General features: G+C 58.7%; 14 protein-coding genes, 2 tRNA genes and 1 pseudogene. 8 read left to right on the forward strand and 9 right to left on the reverse strand.

What is annotated here, in order from left to right:
* Positions 1-196: 196 nt before the first annotated feature.
* Complete coding sequence (locus BJI67_RS06470; protein ID WP_070072338.1) at positions 197-604, reverse strand: hypothetical protein; 408 nt, start codon at positions 602-604, stop codon at positions 197-199.
* Between the two features lie 872 nt (positions 605-1,476).
* On the opposite strand from BJI67_RS06470, the gene BJI67_RS06475 reads away from it, so the two are divergent.
* Positions 1,477-2,169, forward strand: coding sequence for a cysteine hydrolase family protein (locus BJI67_RS06475; protein WP_070072339.1), 693 nt, complete (start codon positions 1,477-1,479; stop codon positions 2,167-2,169).
* A gap of 89 nt (positions 2,170-2,258) precedes the next feature.
* On the opposite strand, the gene BJI67_RS06480 is transcribed toward BJI67_RS06475, so the two are convergent.
* Both BJI67_RS06480 and BJI67_RS06485 read right to left on the reverse strand, forming a co-directional pair.
* Positions 2,259-2,334: transfer RNA gene (locus BJI67_RS06480), tRNA-Asn, on the reverse strand.
* 40 nt (positions 2,335-2,374) lie between these two features.
* Entirely contained in the window at positions 2,375-3,565 is a 1,191-nt protein-coding gene (locus BJI67_RS06485; protein WP_070072340.1) for a pyridoxal phosphate-dependent aminotransferase, read from the reverse strand.
* An 86-nt stretch (positions 3,566-3,651) separates the two neighbouring features.
* On the opposite strand from BJI67_RS06485, the gene uvrB reads away from it, so the two are divergent.
* Both uvrB and BJI67_RS06495 read left to right on the forward strand, forming a co-directional pair.
* Positions 3,652-5,676, forward strand: coding sequence for an excinuclease ABC subunit UvrB (gene uvrB, locus BJI67_RS06490; RefSeq protein ID WP_070072341.1), 2,025 nt, complete (start codon positions 3,652-3,654; stop codon positions 5,674-5,676).
* A 54-nt stretch (positions 5,677-5,730) separates the two neighbouring features.
* A tRNA-Val gene (locus BJI67_RS06495) sits at positions 5,731-5,807 on the forward strand.
* 129 nt (positions 5,808-5,936) lie between these two features.
* On the opposite strand, the gene BJI67_RS06500 is transcribed toward BJI67_RS06495, so the two are convergent.
* From BJI67_RS06500 to BJI67_RS06520, 6 genes and pseudogenes are all read right to left on the reverse strand, one after another.
* The gene (locus BJI67_RS06500; RefSeq protein WP_070072342.1) at positions 5,937-6,887 is read right to left on the reverse strand and encodes an IS1595 family transposase; all 951 of its coding nucleotides are present in this window, start codon (positions 6,885-6,887) and stop codon (positions 5,937-5,939) included.
* A gap of 20 nt (positions 6,888-6,907) precedes the next feature.
* A pseudogene (locus BJI67_RS17325) lies at positions 6,908-8,017 on the reverse strand (IS1595 family transposase).
* Positions 8,018-8,039: 22 nt separating this feature from the next.
* Positions 8,040-10,454 carry a TOTE conflict system archaeo-eukaryotic primase domain-containing protein gene (locus BJI67_RS06510; protein ID WP_070072344.1) on the reverse strand — a complete coding sequence of 805 codons (2,415 nt, stop codon included), beginning with the start codon at positions 10,452-10,454 and terminating at the stop codon, positions 8,040-8,042.
* Positions 10,435-10,599, reverse strand: a complete 165-nt coding sequence (locus BJI67_RS17765) for a hypothetical protein (RefSeq protein WP_197513337.1) — start codon at positions 10,597-10,599, stop codon at positions 10,435-10,437. Before BJI67_RS17765 ends, BJI67_RS06510 begins: the two co-directional genes overlap by 20 nt.
* Entirely contained in the window at positions 10,562-10,993 is a 432-nt protein-coding gene (locus BJI67_RS17770) for a hypothetical protein (RefSeq protein ID WP_197513338.1), read from the reverse strand. The genes BJI67_RS17765 and BJI67_RS17770 overlap by 38 nt, the downstream gene beginning before the upstream one ends.
* A complete protein-coding gene (locus BJI67_RS06520; RefSeq protein ID WP_070072345.1) occupies positions 10,993-11,325 on the reverse strand; it encodes a hypothetical protein in 333 nt (110 codons plus the stop codon). Before BJI67_RS06520 ends, BJI67_RS17770 begins: the two co-directional genes overlap by 1 nt.
* 187 nt (positions 11,326-11,512) lie before the next feature.
* On the opposite strand from BJI67_RS06520, the gene BJI67_RS17335 reads away from it, so the two are divergent.
* From BJI67_RS17335 to BJI67_RS06540, 5 genes are read left to right on the forward strand one after another with little or no spacing between them, the layout of a single operon-like run.
* A complete protein-coding gene (locus BJI67_RS17335; protein ID WP_156782050.1) occupies positions 11,513-11,689 on the forward strand; it encodes a ribbon-helix-helix protein, CopG family in 177 nt (58 codons plus the stop codon).
* 23 nt (positions 11,690-11,712) lie between these two features.
* The gene (locus tag BJI67_RS06525) at positions 11,713-13,266 is read left to right on the forward strand and encodes a class I SAM-dependent DNA methyltransferase (RefSeq protein WP_070072346.1); all 1,554 of its coding nucleotides are present in this window, start codon (positions 11,713-11,715) and stop codon (positions 13,264-13,266) included.
* Positions 13,263-14,540, forward strand: coding sequence for a restriction endonuclease subunit S (locus BJI67_RS16720; protein ID WP_083250693.1), 1,278 nt, complete (start codon positions 13,263-13,265; stop codon positions 14,538-14,540). Before BJI67_RS06525 ends, BJI67_RS16720 begins: the two co-directional genes overlap by 4 nt.
* The gene (locus BJI67_RS06535) at positions 14,541-14,846 is read left to right on the forward strand and encodes a hypothetical protein (RefSeq protein ID WP_070072347.1); all 306 of its coding nucleotides are present in this window, start codon (positions 14,541-14,543) and stop codon (positions 14,844-14,846) included. It abuts the gene before it with no gap.
* Positions 14,827-15,555, forward strand: a complete 729-nt coding sequence (locus BJI67_RS06540) for a hypothetical protein (protein WP_156782051.1) — start codon at positions 14,827-14,829, stop codon at positions 15,553-15,555. The genes BJI67_RS06535 and BJI67_RS06540 overlap by 20 nt, the downstream gene beginning before the upstream one ends.
* Positions 15,556-15,569: the final 14 nt, after the last annotated feature.

Below are 15,569 nucleotides of genomic sequence, written 5' to 3' on the forward strand. Positions count from 1 at the left end.
CAGGGCCTTTTGCATGTGGCAATACGGGATTAGCTCATGCGTGACGAATGTTACCTAACGTATGGGTATTTGGTCATGTACTGATTCATGAGTCGTTTGACGCACATCAAGTGTCAAACTAATGGGTTAGGGCTTGGTTTTGCGCAGGATGTGGTCTGGTATCAACGTATAAGATACCAGGCCACCAAAGACCTTACTATGCGATGACGTGAAACGAGTTAGTGCCGCCTTGAGTGCTGCCTGTCTGTGCGGGGGTGTTGGTCGGGTTGCCCGTTTGTGAGCTGGATGTGGGGAGCTGAAAAGTTTGACCTGGGTTTTGCAGGAGTTCTTTCAACGCGGTTTGCGCATCGCCGATCTGGCCGCTTTGCAGAGCCTGACCTAATGATGCGAATGTGGAGTTACCAACCAAACTGTTGCCAAGGGTGCCCTGCGGGGATGTGGTCCCTTGTTGCTGCACGGCTGCATAGGATTGCTGGGCTGCGCCCAAGTTGCCATTGCTGAGCGATTGCTGAATTTGCTGCAGTTGCGTCTGCAACTGCTGGGCAAGCGTGGTCTGCGGATTGATCTGCGGATAAAAGGTGGATGAAACGCCTGTTACGTTCATGACCGGTTACCTGCTTTTCGCTGGTGGTGAAGCTAATGTTGGTATGCGAAGTATAGTGCAACACGAGGCGATTACCGCCATATGACAGGGGGTCTGATGGCGGTATGGGTATGGGCGGCCTAAACCAGCCGACAGGCGGGATGAGCCATCACTTCATGTTTGTTGTACTCATGCTGTTCTGCTTCGCGCGCCGATTACGCGCCTTTTTGGGGTAAAAAAACCCACTAATTACGTTGTTAATGCCTTTTGCGGCGGAGTCTCGATGCGGTGCCATGCTGGTGTGTGACAGAAAAAATCGCCCATCAATGCGTGAGGAGCGAGGCTAGGTGATTCCAAATCGGCTACGAGCAACATGGGGGTGGAGGTTTTTCAGTCGCAACTTCTCACCAGGCTGGCGCTGCTTGGCAAGCCACGAAAAGCGACCCAGTCAAAAGCGCCCATGGCGTGAATAGACCCTGATAAGTTTTACCTCGTGATCGAACCTTTGATGTAACACGCAAATTGCATCCCGCACCAAAATAACGCACGCGTTCTGAGCGGGGAGTGATTATGGCGTACTGAGACGTAGTGCCATGAGAAGGTATGTATTGGCATGTAATTCGCTTGTAGCGGCATACAGGCGTTGGGGTAGGATCGAGCAGCGACTTTGTTGCGCTGTGGAGGGTATTCAGCCGTTCAAATAACTACTACGCAGTTTGTATGTCTAGCTTACTAGATATCCTTGCGACACGATTTGACAGTGATTGCTCAAGTACCTCTGACTCACACCAGGGCGCCTTCTACGCTGCGTTCGACAGTGGTCGCGCGACCGCTCGGAGGTAATCCCCCTTCATCATGATTCAAGTGACCCGACTTAATTTAAGGAGACGTGCATGCACTGGAAGGATAAATACCGCTCCATGTATTACCTGGATGCGGATATCCCGGACATTGACCTCGATCCGGCGCATACGGCGCTGCTGGTGATCGATGTCCAGAACACCTATGTCGAGCGACCGCCGCGAGATGCCGTGCCCGAGTCCGAACGCCGAGCCTGGGATCTGTGGACGCCCTTCCACACGCGCATGCGCGAGGTGGTGATTCCGAATGCACGCCGTTTGCTCGATACGTTCCGTGCACACGGCGCCGACGTGTTTCATGCCCGCATCGCCTGCCTCACGCCCGACGGACGCGACCGTTCGCTCAGCCAACGACGCCCCGGCTTCAACAACCTGCTGCTGCCCAAGGACGAACACGCCAGCCAGATCGTGCCCGAACTTGCGCCGCTGCCTGGCGAGGTGGTGGTCACCAAGACCACAGATTCGGCGCTGACTGGCACGAACCTGCGGCTGGTGATGCAGAACATGGAGGTGCGTCACGTTGTTGTCGCGGGAATCTTCACCGACCAGTGCGTGGCGTCAACCGTACGCAGTCTCGCGGACGAAAGTTTCGACGTGATCGTGGTCGACGATGCCTGTGCGGCTGCCACTGATGCCCTGCACGAACAGGAGCTCACCATCCTCAACAACATCTATTGCCAGGTGATGTCGATGGACGACGTATGCGGCGAACTGGGTTGGGGGTAGGCTAGTGGCGCCTGAAACGCCCGGTCGGATTGTCTGTAGCCGGAAAACGAAAAGGCCGCCTGTTTAGGCGGCCTTTTCGTTATTCAAGATGGCTCCCCAGCGCGGACTCGAACCACGGACCCGGTGATTAACAGTCACCTGCTCTACCAGCTGAGCTACTGGGGAATGACAAGACGGCGAATCTTAAAGAAGGCCCTCGCGACGGTCAAGCCGACTTCAACACATCCGCGACACGCCTGATCGCTTCTTCGAGATTCGCCAGGCTGGTGGCGAATGAGAGGCGTATATGGCCGGGTGCGCCGAAGGCCGAACCAGGGACCACTGCGACACCGGCGTGGTCGAGGAGGTACTGAGCAAAGCCGATGTCGTCGGTCACTCCGTCCAGTTGCGCGATGGCGCCAGTGACGTCGGGAAATGCATAGAAAGTCCCCGCCGAAGGTAGGCACTGGATGCCAGGGATGGCATTAAGCTTTCGGTTGACCACGTCATGCCGTTCTTCGAAAGCCTTGCGCATGGTTTCCACGCAGGTTTGATCGCCGTCCAGGGCAGCCGCAGCCGCCGCCTGGGCGATGGAGTTCGGGTTCGAGGTGCTCTGCGACTGAATCTTCTTCATCGCGTCGAGGAGCGGCTTGGGGCCGGCAGCGTAGCCGATGCGCCAGCCGGTCATGGCGTAGGCCTTGGATACACCGTTCATGACCACTGTGCGCGTGGCCAATTCGGGGCACACATTGAGTAGATTGGCGAAACGGGTCTCTCCGAAGATGATCGGTTCGTAGATGTCATCCGAGGCGATGATGATCTGCGGGTGATGCTTGAGCACTTCGCCGAGCGCAGCGAGTTCGGAGGCCTCGTAGGTGGCGCCCGTGGGATTCGACGGGCTGTTCAGAACCACGAGCCGCGTGCGTGGCGTGATCGCCTTTTCAAGCTGATCTGGCGTGATCTTGAAACTCTGGCTCTGGCCGGCGAACACGGATACTGGTGTGGCGTCCGCGAGCAGGGCGATATCCGGATAGGACACCCAGTAGGGTGCCGGGATAATCACCTCGTCACCGGTGTTGAGCAGGGCCTCACAGAGGTTGTAGAAGCTTTGCTTGGCGCCGTTGGATACGAGGATCTGGTCCGCGGTATAGGCCAGGCTGTTGTCGCGCCGGAATTTGTTGATCACGGCGGCCTTGAGGGCGGCGGTGCCGTCGACCGCGGTATATCGCGTCTGCCCGGCGTGCATGGCTTCGACCGCGGCTTCCTGGATGTGTGCCGGTGTGTCGAAATCGGGTTCGCCTGCGCTCAGGCTGATGATGTCCCGCCCCTCCGCCTTGAGCTGTGCGGCGAGTGCGGTCACGGCCAGGGTGGGAGACGGTTTGATGCGTTGTACGCGTTGCGCCAGCTGTATATCCAAGGCGGCAGTTCCAAGGTTGAAATGGGTTAGACTGGATCGCACATGATACTCAAACTGCCCTGTTCGGATAAGGTCTGGCGTCAGTCATGAGCGACTTGTTTCAGCTGGAAACCGATTATGCGCCCGCTGGCGACCAGCCTAGCGCCATCGATGCACTCGTCGACGGCATCGAGGCGGGCCTGGCACATCAGACGTTGCTGGGCGTAACGGGGTCGGGCAAGACCTTCACTGTAGCCAATGTGATCCAGCGACTACAGCGCCCGACCGTGATCATGGCGCCCAACAAGACACTGGCCGCGCAGCTGTACGGAGAAATGAAGGAATTCTTTCCGCACAATGCGGTCGAGTACTTCGTTTCCTACTATGACTATTACCAACCCGAGGCCTACGTACCGTCCAGCGACACCTTCATCGAGAAAGATGCCGCGGTAAATGATCATATTGAGCAGATGCGCCTGTCCGCGACCAAGGCGCTGCTGGAGCGCCCCGATGCGGTCATCGTCGCCACAGTTTCGGCCATCTACGGCCTGGGCGATCCTGCGGCCTACCACAACATGGTGTTGCATCTGAACCGTGGCGAGCGCATCGATCAACGGAAGATGCTGCGGCGTCTGGCCGAACTGCAATACACGCGCAACGACCTCGAATTACGTCGCGGTACCTACCGCGTGCGTGGCGAAGTGATCGATATCCGCCCGGCTGAATCCGAGATCGAGGCGGTCCGGGTGGAGCTGTTCGACGACGAGATCGAGCAGCTTTCGTACTTCGATCCGTTGACGGGCGAGATCCTGCGCCGGGTGCCGAGGCTGACGATTTATCCGAAATCGCACTACGTCACGCCGCGTGAAACCCTGTTGGCGGCGGTCGACCGGATCAAGGAAGAGCTCAAGCTGCGTCTCGCCGAGCTGCGCGAGCAGGATCGCCTGGTAGAGGCGCAACGCCTTGAGCAGCGCACCCAGTTCGACCTCGAGATGATTCTGGAACTGGGCTACTGCTCGGGTATCGAGAATTACTCGCGCTATCTGTCTGGGCGCGCAGCGGGTGAGCCGCCTCCCTGTCTGCTGGACTATCTGCCGTCTCACGCCTTGATGGTGATCGACGAGAGCCACGTGACCGTGCCGCAGATCGGAGCGATGTACAAAGGCGATCGCTCGCGTAAGGAAACGCTGGTCCAGTACGGCTTCCGCTTGCCTTCCGCGCTGGATAATCGGCCCTTGCGCTTCGAGGAGTTCGAGCGCATGGCCCCGCAGACAATCTACGTGTCTGCGACCCCCGGGCCTTATGAGTTGGCACATTCCGGTGCCGTGGTGGAGCAGGTGGTTCGTCCCACCGGTCTGGTCGACCCGGTGATCGAAATCCGTCCGGTAGCGGGGCAGGTGGACGACGTGATGTCCGAGATCCTTCAGCGCGCCTCGCGCGACGAGCGGGTACTGGTCACCACGCTGACCAAGCGCATGGCCGAGGATCTGACCGAGTATCTGCTGGAGCACGGCGTCCGGGTGCGTTATCTGCACTCGGACATCGACACGGTGGAACGGACCGAAATCATCCGCGACCTGCGCCTCGGCGAGTTCGACGCGCTGATCGGCATCAACCTGTTGCGCGAGGGGCTCGACATGCCCGAGGTTTCGCTGGTCGCGGTCCTGGATGCCGACAAGGAGGGTTTCCTGCGCTCGGAGCGTTCGCTGATCCAGACCATCGGCCGCGCTGCGCGTAATCTCAACGGCATGGCGATTCTGTATGCCGACAGCGTGACCGGGTCGATGCAACGCGCCATCGACGAAACCGAACGCCGGCGCAGTAAGCAGACCGCGTTCAATGCCGAGCACGGGATCGTACCCAAGGGGGTATCCAAGCGCGTTGCCGACGTCATGGAAGGGGCTTATGCAGGTGGGCGTCGCGACTCGCGTCGCCGTGACAGGGCGGCTGTGGCGGAAGAGCGGGCACAATATGCGGATCTGTCGCCAGAGGCGGCTGTTAAGCAGATCGATGCCCTGGAAAAGGAGATGTTTGCCCACGCCAGGAATCTCGAATTCGAGGAGGCAGCGCGACTGCGCGACCGTATTCAGCGTCTGCGGGAGCAGGTGCTGGGCGTGGCAGATACCGGCTGAGTTCAGCAGGCTTGCGGGAACAGTGCGGCGAGGGTAAGATTCGCCCTCTTTTGCAGGCGCGTAGCTCAGTTGGTTAGAGCACCACCTTGACATGGTGGGGGTCGTTGGTTCGAGTCCAATCGCGCCTACCAATAAATGCTTGATTTTTAAGTGATTTTTTCTTTCTGATCAAGTATATTAGAGAATTCGACTGGTAAAAGTTTTTCCAGTTTTTCCAGTGATCTCGAAGCCCGCATCTGCGGGCTTTTTGTTTTACCTGATTAGCACGATTCTTCCGCTGCTCTGAGCCACTGCTCAGGTCTGGGTCCGGTACTGACCGCAGCGATCAGCAAGCGCTGCGACACTGTTTTGAGATCAAATCGACGGTTGAACCGCCAGGCGACGGCACTCAGGTAGCGCTGGGCGTATTTGCGGAACTTGAACGCATGGTAAGTGCCCGACAGCTGGGTCTTGAGATTGCCCAGCACCGTGTTGACCCAGGCGAAGGCGGGCGGATCGCGTGGTTTGCGCCAGGCGGCGACCACGACCTGGTGCGGGTGCGTGTCCGCGAGTGCCCCGAAGGCGGGCAGGCCATCGCTCAACACCGGGCATCCCGGCCCCCGGGTTTTGTCAGCCCAGGCGCGGATCGCCTGGTGAGTAAAACCCGGCACGACGCTGAAACGGGCATGACGTGGGTGCTGGCGTTCATCCCGGCTGACCGCCGCCACGAACGGTACCTTGTTGGGTGAACCGCGCCCCGCTTTGCCCCCCGGATGTTCGCCGCCCAGATAGGCGTCGTCGATCTGCACGGCCCTGTCCAGGCGATAGCGCGCCTCTCGTTCACACATCGCTTGCATCAGCTTGTGGTGCAGGCGCCAGGCGGCCGGATAGCTGATGCCCAGATGCCGCGTCAGTTCAAGCGTGGAGAGACCGGTTTTGGTTTGGCTAAGCAGATACATGGCCAGAAACCACAAGCGCAACGGCACAGGGCTGTTCTGAAAGAGCGTGCCGGCCGTCAAGGAACACTGATATCGGCATGCACTGCACTGGAAGATTTTGCGTGCGCCTTTGCGAAACACGCTGTGTGGATGTGAACCACATTTTGGACATCGAAATCCATCAGGCCAGCGCGCTGCCTCGACCGCCGCGTCACAGTCCTCATCGGTGCCGTAGCGATCAAGGAATTCCGGCAAGGACAGCTCCGCCTGAAACTGAATACGGTTCATCGGCATAAGTCACCTAATTTGTCACTTCAACTCAGTGAGTTACAACATGATGGCAAAATCGTCGAATGCAATGGCGGAAGAATCGTGCTAATCAGGTCCAAAGAAGCTGGCGCTTTATGGCGAAGATTTGAAGGCAAGGCGAACTCCTGCACCACATTTATTGGTTTAGGGTTGGCCACAAGCCCACGAAAGGACAGGGGATGCATGGCGACACACTGTTCGAGCAGACGCAAGAAGAGCCTGCCCCGGTGCGTGGACTTGCGGCGGTTGAGCCGGAACGTGAATTCGTCCAGATAAGCCTGCAGGTGAAATGCTTCGAAAGAGCCTTGATGCGTACCCAACAGCCAGCGCTTAACGAGCGCGGCAATGCGGTGTACGCCCGGCAAGACCTCGTTGGCCTTCTTGCCGGAGTCTTTGAGGGACGTTCCCTGATGATTGTATTCGTCTTTGGCGGAACCGGGATAGGATATCAACCCGTCGGTGTACATCGTCGAGCCAGGCTTGATGTGCTTCTGGATGAACGCCTTGAGCGTTTCGGTTTCAGCGTTGGGGATAATCTGCAAGCGGCAGCGCCCGAAGCCCTTGGGGGGAAGCAATTAGCACGGCAACCGCCACCAACACAACACCTTGCCTTCTGTACCGCGCCCGCGCTTGCCGTGCCGCACGCCCCCGAAGACGGTTTCGTCCACTTCGACTGGTCCGGACAACATGTCGTGCCCGGCATGGCTGATTGCGCACCGGAACTGGTGCGGCATCGCCCAAGCGGTTTGATAGGAACCGAACCCGAGAATCCGATGCAGCGTTTTGGCGGAAACCCCGTTTTTAGCGGAGGTCAGATGCCATGCGGCGGCAAATCACACGGTAAGCGGTGTCCTGGTGCGGTGAAAGATCGTACCCGCCGTGGCGGAGACGCGATTGCGGCACGCATCGCACCACCATTTGCCGTTCTTCATGCGCCATCCCTTGGATCCGTGGCACGCTGGGCACGTAAAGCCGTCTTTCCATCGAATCCAGTCAAGGTAGTCAAGATAGGCAACACCATCCGGAAACCACGCCAGAAACTCGGCGTAGTTGCGCGGGTAATCGACCCCGGCTCGGGGTGACTTTGATCGCGCTTGCAGCGACCCTGATTCCATTCCAGAAATTTCATTACCGTAATTAGCTGGATACCCCACTCCCTAAAACTACGGTCTGCAACGGTTTGATCTCGTACCCCATGGCTCGGTAGCCGCGCTGACGCTTGTCCCACATGCGGTTGAGCTGGGGCTGATCGGTCTCGGCATAGTCGTAGATGCGCACATCCTGCTTGGCCGCATGTTCCCGGTGCAGGCGTCCGGCGTATTGCTGCAAGGTTCCCTTCCAGGATATCGGCATGGCCAGCACCAGCGTGTCGAGCGGCGGATGATCGAAGCCTTCGCCGATCAGGCGACCAGTGGCGAGTAATACCCTCGGTGCCGACTCATCCAGCGCGTCCAATGCCGTGATCACCGCCGTTCGCTGCTTCTTCGACAAGCGGCCATGCAGTACGAAAGAGTTCTCGACCTCATCCCCCAGCGCCTCCTGCAACAGCGGCAGATGATCCGTTCGCTCGGTAAGAACCAACACCTTTCGCCCTTCCCTATAGGTGGTCAACACATCCTCGGCGATACACCGGTTGCGGGCCGCATCGCCCGCGAGGATGCGGAACACATCCTGGATCGGTGAATCCGGCGGGATTTCCGGCGCGCGCAGCACCTGCGGCCTGACCTCCAGTTGTGCCGGGGCGGTTTCCGCTCTGGCGGCGCTGTGACGGATCGGGCCGCACTGCATGAAGATGATCGGCTGATGACCGTCGCGTCGTATCGGAGTGGCGGTCAGGCCCACCACGAATTTCGCCTTGGCCTGTTTGAGGATGGCCTCGAAGGAAAACGCCGACAGGTGGTGGCATTCGTCGATGATGATCTGGCCGTACTGGTCGAGCAGTCCGCCAAGCTCCTCCCGACGTGACAGTGACTGCATGACCGCGATGTCGATCTTGCCGGACGGTTTTTTCTTGCCGCCGCCGATGACCCCCAGGCTTGCTTTCGAAAACTCAAGAAATCCGGTCAACCGCTCCTGCCACTGACGCAGCAGTTCGGTGCGATGGACCAGCACCAGTGTGCTCACCTTGCGCCGGGCGATTAGGGCTGCGGCGGTAACGGTCTTGCCGAAGGCCGTCGGGGCGCAGAGCACGCCGACTTCGTGTTTGAGCATCTCCCGCACCGCCGCTTTCTGATCCTTGCGCAAGGTGCCGGTGAATTTGGCCGTCACCCTCCGTCCTGGCAGGCGCTCGTCCTGCAGTTCAGGGCGGATGTCGTTCTCCTGCAGCAGGTCAAGCACCGCATCGAGGCAGCCACGAGGCAGGCCGATATGCTGGGCGTAGTTCTCGGCGCAGCCGATGATGCGCGGCTTGTTCCACACCGGCAGACGCATGGCCTGGGCCTTGTAGAACTCGGGATTCTGGAAGGCGGCGAGGCGGATCAGGCGGTTAGCCAACGGTTGCGGCAGATCGGCCTTGGCAATGAAGATCTGGTTAGCCAGTACCAGGCTCAGCGATTCCGGTAGCGGACCGGCAATCCGCGCGGGCAGGGGCGAAGGACGTTGCCAGGGCTTGCTGTCTTCTTCCTCGGCGGAAAAGGCCACATCAAGAGGATGGCGACCACCGCTGGCCCGCAAAATGGCGTCTTCCAGGTCCCGCCGGGACATGGGGCGGATGGATGCCAGAAAAGCCCATTGATCGGGGTAGGGCTGAAGGTGTTCGTCGACGAAAACACTACGGTCCAATTCCCTCGGCTGTTTCTGCAGGGGCAGCGCGATGAGGTTGCCGAAGCCGCCCTTGGGTAAGGTGTCCTGGTTGGGAAACAGACGGTCGTAGCTGGTCAGGGACACGGACCGGGTGCGGTCGCAGGTATAGCTGATCAACGCGGCTCCAAGCTGCCGGGCCGCGCGGGCCGGAACCGGGTCGGCAAAGAAGATCCAGATGTGTGCTCCATTGCCGGAGCGGGAAATCTCCAGCGCCGCCGGAAAGTTGAGTTCCCGACAGGATTGCAGAAAGGCTTTGGCATCCTCGCGCCAATTGGCTTTATCGAAATCGGCGGCCAGAAAGCAGCAACTGTCATCGCCAAGGAGTGGATAGACGCCGATGGTTCGTTTCCCGGCCAAATGGCCATAGATCACCTGATCGGTCACCGGCAGCCATTGGCGCTGCGTGCAGTCGCCACATTTCACCCGGGGCTTGTGGCAGATGCCGGGTTTCCATTCGTTACCGCAGGCCGGTGAATAGCCGGACGTGCCCTTGGCCGACTCCCAGCGTTGGGGGTAGACATCTTCTCGCGCCCGAAAAAGGCGGCGAAACAGGGCGATCTTGTCGTCCGTGGTGAAATGGATCGGGGCTGGTCCGTATTCAGTCGAGGCGGGGACGGGTTCAGGGATGGCCGGTTCTTCCCAGGCGATACCGTGCCGGGTCAGCAGCTTTTTGAGCCGGGCGTTCTCCTCGCGCAGCTGACGCCGTTCGTCCTGTTCATTCGGGCGCTTGTCACTCTTCGGCAAAGCCATGTTCAGCCATCAGATCGTCCATGTCGTCGCCAACGCCCCAACCCCAGTTGTGGCCTTCGCTCCGGACACGTTCAAGCCGCTCGACAGAAGCATCCTGCTGGCTGGGCTCAAGCGCCGCAATCGCCTTCAGCGCCTGCTCGAACATGCGCACCAAGGCGTTGAGAGCCTTCGTCTTCCATGCCGCAGCAGCCGAGCAGGTTCATGCAGGATTCGCAATAGAACACCGTCAACTCCGCCAAACCTTCCGGCCGTCCTATGGCTTTCCTGTAATCGGAGATTGCCTTCTTGGCCTTGGCGACCGAGATATCCTGATTGCGCATCACATCCGGACAAACCCAGCGGTCGATAGTGGCCTTGTACGGTTCGAGCACATCCTCGCCCAGGGCGAAGCGGGCATGGAGAAAAGCCTGATTGCTCTTGCTGGCGGCGTACAAATCCTGAATCAGGCCCAGCAGCGCCGGACGGTCGAGATCGGCAAGCTGACGCTTGAGATCGGTCCAGGTCGGTTTTTTCTTGTTGGGTTTTTTCATGAAGTCCACTATTTGCTCTTGATGGCCCGAAATGCCGAGTCGTCGGCCAGATGTAGATAGATGCGGCCGTTCAGCTCGTTATTTTCAATGGCCGCCCAGCCCCGACCGCAAATCGGATCGTTTTCATCCTGTCCCGACCAGGAAAATTCGAAACGCGGCGCATGACCAAATGGCTCCACCCGGCCATCGATGTCTCCAGAGACCAGCCCAAACTGAAACTGGCCGGTGCCGTCCGAGCCGATGCGGAAGTATCCCGGCACCTCCATGTCGACGTAATCTTGATCCCAGACCTCCATCTCGACGATGCGCCAGTTTCCGGTAAACGGTTTCATCTTTTTCATAGGATGCCTTTCTGGTTACCTCTTTCTGACCCACCAAGTTGTCACAGTCCATGTCATAGCGTTGGGCACATGCATGAAAAAACGGATAGGAGAAAAATCTCTGGCCATGTTTACGTCCCTTGTTCGGACGAATCCGGTTAGTATATCCGCAGTACAATCGAAAGCCACTCCAGAATTGAGGTTACTGATGGCCGAAACCAAATCGACGACCCTGACTGTTCGTGTCCACCCCGCCGTCAAGGAGGGGCTGAAGGTCGCGGCGGAAAAGGAGCGGCGCAGCCTCGCCAACATGATCGAGGTGATGATTCGCGACTACTGCGCCCGTACCGGCGTCGCCCTGGAAGAGAAGGCGACCAGCCGCTAAGCCCCCCACAATAAGGACCGACCATGGCCAGACCTGCCGCCAAAGCCAAAGAACAAGAACCCCTGGAAAAGACCCTCTGGAAGAGCGCCGACCGGCTGCGCAAGAACATGGATGCCGCCGAGTACAAGCACGTCGTCCTCGGCCTGATCTTCCTGAAGTACATCTCGGACTCCTTCGAAGAGCTCCATGCCAAACTGGTGGCAGGAGAGGGCGAGTACGAGGGGGCCGATCCCGAAGATGCCGACGAATACCGCGCGGAGAACGTCTTTTTCGTCCCGGCCAATGCCCGCTGGTCGTACCTCCAGGCCCGCGCCAAGCTGCCGGAGATCGGCAAGGACGTGGACGATGCCATGGAGGCCATCGAGAAGGAGAACCCCACCCTCAAGGGGGTGCTGCCCAAGCAGTATGCCCGCCAGAACCTGGACAAGGCCAGCCTGGGCGCGCTGATCGACATGGTGGGCAAGATCGGTCTGGGCGACGCCACCGCCCGCAGCCAGGACATCCTGGGCCGGGTCTACGAATACTTCCTCGGCGAGTTCGCCGCCGCCGAGGGCAAGAAGGGTGGCCAGTTCTACACCCCGGCGGCCATCGTCAAGTTGCTGGTCAACATGCTGGAGCCCTACAAGGGGCGGGTCTACGACCCTTGCTGCGGCTCCGGCGGCATGTTCGTGCAGGCCGAAAAGCTGGTCGAGGCCCATCAGGGGCGCATCGACGACATCTCCATCTACGGCCAGGAGTCCAACCAGACCACCTACCGCCTCTGCCGCATGAACCTGGCGATCCGCGGTATTGACGGCTCCAACGTGCGCTGGAACGGCGAGGGCAGTTTCTTGAACGACGCCCACAAGGACATGAAGGCCGAGTACATCATCGCCAATCCGCCCTTCAACGACTCCGACTGGTCCGGCGAGCTGCTGCGCGACGACCCGCGCTGGCAATTCGGCGTGCCCCCGGTAGGCAACGCCAACTTCGCCTGGATGCAGCACATGATCTACCACCTCGCCCCCAACGGCTCTCTGGGGCTGGTGCTGGCCAACGGCTCGCTCTCGTCCAACTCCGGTGGCGAGGGCGAGATCCGCAAGGCCATCGTCGAGGCAAAACTGGTCGACTGCATCGTCGCCCTGCCCGACAAGCTGTTCTACAACACCGGCATCCCCGCCTGCCTCTGGTTCATCTCCCGCGACCGCAAGAACCGCAATTTCAGAAACCGCGAAGACGAAATTCTCTTCATCGACGCCCGCAACCTCGGCGAGATGATCACCCGCCGCAACCGCGACTTCACCGATGAGGACATTGCCCACATCGCCGACACCTACCACGCCTGGCGCAACACGGACGGTGGCTACCAGGACGAGCAGGGGTTCTGCAAAGCGGCGTCCCTGGATGAGGTGCGCAAGCACAACCACGTAATGACCCCGGGGCGTTATGTGGGCATCCCCGACGAGGAGGACGACGGTGTGCCCTTCGAGGAGAAGATGACCAAGCTCACCGCCGAACTCGCCGAGCAGATGGCACAAGGCGAGGCGCTGGATGCGCGAATTCGGGAGAATTTGACGAAGGTGGGGTTAAGTTTGTGAATGAAGCTTTAATTACAGACGTAGGCCCTGTCCCTGCTGATTGGTCGTACCCTAAACTTGGTGATGTACTGACAGAAGGGACAAGGAATGGGATTTACAAATCGAAGGAGCATCACGGAAGAGGTGTAAAAGTCATCAATATGGGGGAGCTGTTTGCCTTCGACCGTATTGGTAACCAGGATATGCAGCGCCTTGAACTCACTGATCAAGAAAAGGATAGGTTTCTAGTTCAGGATGGAGATTTGCTGTTTGCCCGAAGGTCGCTAGTCGCTGAAGGTGCCGGGAAATGTTCTTTGGTAGTTAAGCCAAGCGAAGAAACCACGTTTGAGTCATCAATAATTCGCGCTCGACCAAACCAAACAATTGTTGACCCCAGATACTTGGCGTATTTGTTTTCATCCAGGGTCGGGCGCTACTTAATGGATACCATTCTTCGCCAAGTAGCGGTTTCGGGAATTACAGGGACGGATCTGCTCGAACTCCGAGTGCCCCTTCCAAAGCGAGGCGAACAAGGCGCGGTGGCCGACATCCTCTCCTCCCTCGATGAAAAAATCGAACTCAACCGCAAGCAGAACCGCACCCTGGAGGCCATCGCCCAGGCGCTGTTCAAACGCTGGTTCATGGAGTTCGAATTCCCCGACGAAAACGGCCGCCCCTACCAATCCAGCGGCGGCGCCATGCAGCCCTCCGAGCTGGGGGAGATTCCGGTGGGGTGGGAGGTTAAGTCACTCGACCAAATTGCGGACTACCTGAACGGCCTAGCCTTGCAGAACTTCCCGCCCGAGGGTGATGAATACTTGCCAGTCATCAAAATTCGAGAGATGAAACAAGGCATCACTGCGAATTCAGACAAGGCGAGTACCAAGCTCGACCCGAAATACATTATTGATGATGGTGATGTGCTCTTCTCTTGGTCAGGAAGTCTGGAAGTGGACATTTGGTGTCACGGTAAGGGGGCGCTGAATCAGCATTTGTTCAAAGTGAGTTCGGATGTGTATCCCAAGTGGTTCTACTACCTCTGGACCAAACACCATTTAAGGGCATTCCAGGCGGTGGCTGCCGACAAGGCAACCACCATGGGGCATATCCAGCGGGGACACCTGACCAATGCGCTGACGGTATGTCCACCGGAGGGATTGTTGCCTCAGTTTACTGAGACCTTTGATCCACTAATTGAGCAGATTATTGCGGTCCGCCTCGAAGCGAGGACGTTGGCTAAGCTCCGCGACACCCTCCTCCCCAAACTGATGTCCGGCGAACTCAGGGTGGCGTGAATGGACTTCAACGACAACCCGGAATTCAACGACTGGCTGGATGAGACCTATCCGAGGGTAGAGATCGGGGAGTTCTCGGAGGCGCCGAGCGTGGTGCTGTTCGAGATGGACCCGAGCGCGTATCTCGACCAACTGGATGCCTGGAAGAGCCAGCAGATTGAGGAGTTCCCGGAGGTGGTCGTCAACGAGTTTCCGGCACCCGTCGCCCATTACCTGCAACCAGACGCTGCACGGTTACGACGACGCCAACCACCGCTTGCAGTTGCTGCGCACGACGTGGGAATCGGTGATCTTTACCCTGTATAGCCTGGCCGTGGGCGAGGTGCTGTATCGAGGCGTAAACCTTTCGGGTTTTCAACTCGGCGGACAGCCGTTATCGCTAAACCGCATGATGTCGGATAGCCTGGCGACCAGGCTGGGCTTCGTCGAAGCGGTGGTGAACAACGATGTGGATACCGGCCAGTTTGTGATGTCCGAGATTGTCAGCGCCGATGCCATAGACGGGTTGCGCCAGCTCAACCAGGAACGCAACTCCATTCAGCACATCGCCGCGCTCAACGCGTCGGAGTCAGAGGCACGGTTTGAGCAGTTGCTTCCCGATGTAAAAGCGGTTCTTTACGCGTTGCGCAAATTACGAAACGTTTCATTTATTCAATACCGCAGAAGTGAACCTACGCCGAGAGATTTGAAATGTCGCAAGTTCGATGGCCATACGCTCGGGCGCATGAATTACGATCTATGTCTCAGCGATGCGCAGTTTGCGGCCATCGGCGCGAATCTCACGGCCAACCGGCTCTATGCGGAGCTGGGCGAGGACATCTTCTGCGTCTCACCGTTCGCCCATGTGGTTGACGAAAACCACCAGACATATCTTTGTTTCTACAAGAAAAAGAACAATGCTACCTCGTTCCGGTTTGAGCGGGTGGGAACTCCCGTCGGCGAGTTCGACCTCGATGGCGGTCAATTTCAGGATGTCAGGGACGCGATAGAGGGGGCGTTGCAACATGTGGTCTAAGTCGGCGGGCGGGG

This window comes from Acidihalobacter aeolianus (assembly GCF_001753165.1).
GTDB lineage: Bacteria > Pseudomonadota > Gammaproteobacteria > DSM-5130 > Acidihalobacteraceae > Acidihalobacter > Acidihalobacter aeolianus.